This window comes from Orlajensenia flava (assembly GCF_004801905.1).
In the GTDB taxonomy this organism is placed as follows: Bacteria; Actinomycetota; Actinomycetes; order Actinomycetales; family Microbacteriaceae; genus Orlajensenia; species Orlajensenia flava.
The window spans coordinates 1-3,938 of record NZ_SSSN01000020.1; the positions used below are offsets into that span (position 1 = coordinate 1).

The window sequence follows — 3,938 nt, forward strand, 5'->3', positions numbered from 1 at the left end:
GTTCAGTGAACGCAAGTGGTGGTCCAGGCAGGCCAGATCAGGACCGTTCGTGTTCTGCTGGCAGCTCATGGGTGGAACGTTTGACAAGTGCCGATCGGATCGATCGGGACTCAGTACGCCGCCGGTGTTGTTTTTGCAACGTCGGATGGTTGGAAGGGTCCTGGTTGGTGGGGTGGGCATGGTGCACGTTGTTGGGTCCTGAGGGACCGGAACATCCCCGTCATCTGTTCGGCCGGCCTCGTGTCGGTCGGGGTGGTGTGGGGGTGGACGGTGACTCTGGACCTTCATCTCTTCGCGGAGCTAACGCGGTGGAGGGGTGGGGGTGCCGCCCGTATTTTGAGAACTACACAGTGGACGCGAGCATCTTAGATCGGACAGCAATGTCCGGTCACAAAGATTATGAGGGCGACGCCTTTCGGGGTGTCGTCTGAGTGATCATTGGTCAATTTCGTGGTGGTGCACCTTTCGGGGTGTGTCACCGCAATTGCGATTCAAGACTCATGTGATTTCAAGATTCTAAGAGCGAACGGTGGATGCCTTGGCATCTGGAGCCGAAGAAGGACGTCGTAATCTGCGATAAGCCTCGGGGAGCTGATAAACGAGCATTGATCCGAGGATTTCCGAATGGGGAAACCCCGCCAGGCCCTTTGTGGTGACCTGGTGACTCCCGCCTGAATATATAGGGCGGGTAGAGGGAACGTGGGGAAGTGAAACATCTCAGTACCCACAGGAAGAGAAAACAACAGTGATTCCGTCAGTAGTGGCGAGCGAACGCGGATCAGGCTAAACCGAGCCATGTGTGATAGCCGGCAGGGCGTTGCATGGTCGGGGTTGTGGGACTCCCAGGAACTGCTTGCCGCAGTTCACGTTGATCGCGTGGCGTATAGGAGAACCGGATTGAAAGCCGGGCCGTAGCGGGTGCCAGCCCCGTATCCGAAATGTGCCACGGCGGCGGTGGAGTATCCCAAGTAGCACGGGGCCCGAGAAATCCCGTGTGAATCTGTCAGGACCACCTGATAAGCCTAAATACTCCCAGATGACCGATAGCGGACAAGTACCGTGAGGGAAAGGTGAAAAGTACCCCGGGAGGGGAGTGAAATAGTACCTGAAACCGTTTGCTTACAAACCGTTGGAGCCTCCTTGTTGGGGTGACAGCGTGCCTTTTGAAGAATGAGCCTGCGAGTTAGCGATCTGTGGCGAGGTTAACCCGTGTGGGGTAGCCGTAGCGAAAGCGAGTCTGAATAGGGCGATTCAGTCGCAGGTCCTAGACCCGAAGCGAAGTGATCTATCCATGGCCAGGTTGAAGCGACGGTAAGACGTCGTGGAGGACCGAACCCACTTCAGTTGAAAATGGAGGGGATGAGCTGTGGATAGGGGTGAAAGGCCAATCAAACTTCGTGATAGCTGGTTCTCTCCGAAATGCATTTAGGTGCAGCGTTGCGTGTTTCTTACCGGAGGTAGAGCTACTGGATGGCTAATGGGCCCTACAAGGTTACTGACGTCAGCCAAACTCCGAATGCCGGTAAGTGAGAGCGCAGCAGTGAGACGGTGGGGGATAAGCTTCATCGTCGAGAGGGAAACAACCCAGACCACCAACTAAGGTCCCTAAGCGCGTGCTAAGTGGGAAAGGATGTGGAGTTGCACAGACAACCAGGAGGTTGGCTTAGAAGCAGCCACCCTTGAAAGAGTGCGTAATAGCTCACTGGTCAAGTGATTCCGCGCCGACAATGTAACGGGGCTCAAGCACGCCACCGAAGTTGTGGCATTGACATTTAGAGGTAGGCCTTCGTGGTCCAGCCGTGTTGATGGGTAGGAGAGCGTCGTGTGGGCAGTGAAGCGGCGGTGTGAACCAGCCGTGGAGGCCACACGAGTGAGAATGCAGGCATGAGTAGCGAAAGACGGGTGAGAAACCCGTCCTCCGGAAGACCAAGGGTTCCAGGGCCAGGCTAATCCGCCCTGGGTAAGTCGGGACCTAAGGCGAGGCCGACAGGCGTAGTCGATGGACAACGGGTTGATATTCCCGTACCGGCGAAGAACCGCCCACACCAATCCAGGAATGCTAACCATCCGAAACCAGCCACCATCCTCCTTCGGGAGGGTACCGGTTGGTGGAGCGTGGGACCCTATCTGGGGCGGTGAGCGTATTAACAGGTGTGACGCAGGAAGGTAGCCGAGCCGGGCGATGGTTGTCCCGGTCTAAGGGTGTAGGCCGAGGGATAGGCAAATCCGTCCCTCACATACGGCTGAGACCCGATGGGTAGACGCAAGTCGAAATCGGTGATCCTCTGCTGCCAAGAAAAGCATCGACGCGAGGTTCCAGCCGCCCGTACCCCAAACCGACTCAGGTGGTCAGGTAGAGAATACTAAGGAGATCGAGAGAATCGTGGTTAAGGAACTCGGCAAAATGCCCCCGTAACTTCGGGAGAAGGGGGGCCGGAAACGTGAAGGGACTTAGCTCCTGGAGCGTGGAAGGCCGCAGAGACCAGTGGGAAGCGACTGTTTACTAAAAACACAGGTCCGTGCCAAGTCGCAAGACGATGTATACGGACTGACGCCTGCCCGGTGCTGGAAGGTTAAGAGGAACGGTTAGCCGCAAGGCGAAGCTGAGAATTTAAGCCCCAGTAAACGGCGGTGGTAACTATAACCATCCTAAGGTAGCGAAATTCCTTGTCGGGTAAGTTCCGACCTGCACGAATGGCGTAACGACTTCCCAGCTGTCTCAACCGCGAACTCGGCGAAATTGCACTACGAGTAAAGATGCTCGTTACGCGCAGCAGGACGGAAAGACCCCGTGACCTTTACTACAGCTTGGTATTGGTGTTCGGTGTGGCTTGTGTAGGATAGGTGGGAGACGGTGAAGCTTGGACGCCAGTTCAGGTGGAGTCATTGTTGAAATACCACTCTGGTCACTCTGGATATCTAACTTCGAACCGTGATCCGGTTCAGGGACAGTGCCTGGTGGGTAGTTTAACTGGGGCGGTTGCCTCCCAAAAAGTAACGGAGGCGCCCAAAGGTTCCCTCAACCTGGTTGGCAATCAGGTGTCGAGTGTAAGTGCACAAGGGAGCTTGACTGTGAGACTGACAAGTCGAGCAGGGACGAAAGTCGGGACTAGTGATCCGGCAGTGGCTTGTGGAAGCGCTGTCGCTCAACGGATAAAAGGTACCTCGGGGATAACAGGCTGATCTTGCCCAAGAGTCCATATCGACGGCATGGTTTGGCACCTCGATGTCGGCTCGTCGCATCCTGGGGCTGGAGTAGGTCCCAAGGGTTGGGCTGTTCGCCCATTAAAGCGGTACGCGAGCTGGGTTTAGAACGTCGTGAGACAGTTCGGTCCCTATCCGCTGCGCGCGTAGGAAATTTGAGAGGATCTGACCCTAGTACGAGAGGACCGGGTTGGACGAACCTCTGGTGTGCCAGTTGTTCCGCCAGGAGCACCGCTGGTTAGCTACGTTCGGGATGGATAACCGCTGAAAGCATCTAAGCGGGAAGCCGGCCTCGAGATGAGATTTCCATACCCTCGGGTGAGAGGCTCCCAGCCAGACGACTGGGTTGATAGGCCGGATGTGGAAGCGTGGCAACACGTGGAGCTGACCGGTACTAATAAGCCGATATCTTGACAACCACCACACACATGCCGTTTGCAAAGGCTGGCAGGTGTGGCCCCGTCTTGAACACCAATAGAAACTCGCGTCCACTGAGTGGTTCCCGATATACGGTCGGAAACCCACACCACCACCCCACCCCCAACCGGCACCAACCCGGCACAAGGGCTACGGGGGCAGATGGTGTGAGAAACGACAGGGTATATCCCTAGAGTTTCGGCGGCCATAGCGTCAGGGAAACGCCCGGACACATTCCGAACCCGGAAGCTAAGACTGACAGCGCCGATGGTACTGCAGGGGAGACCCTGTGGGAGAGTAGGACACCGCCGAACACA

At 56.5% G+C, this 3,938-nt stretch carries 2 rRNA genes; both read left to right on the forward strand.

Annotation, left to right across the window (positions count from 1 at the left end):
• Nucleotides 1-506 precede the first annotated feature (506 nt).
• Nucleotides 507-3,622 (forward strand): 23S ribosomal RNA (locus E6C70_RS16495).
• 196 nt (nt 3,623-3,818) lie between these two features.
• Nucleotides 3,819-3,935 (forward strand): 5S ribosomal RNA (rrf, locus tag E6C70_RS16500).
• Nucleotides 3,936-3,938: the final 3 nt, after the last annotated feature.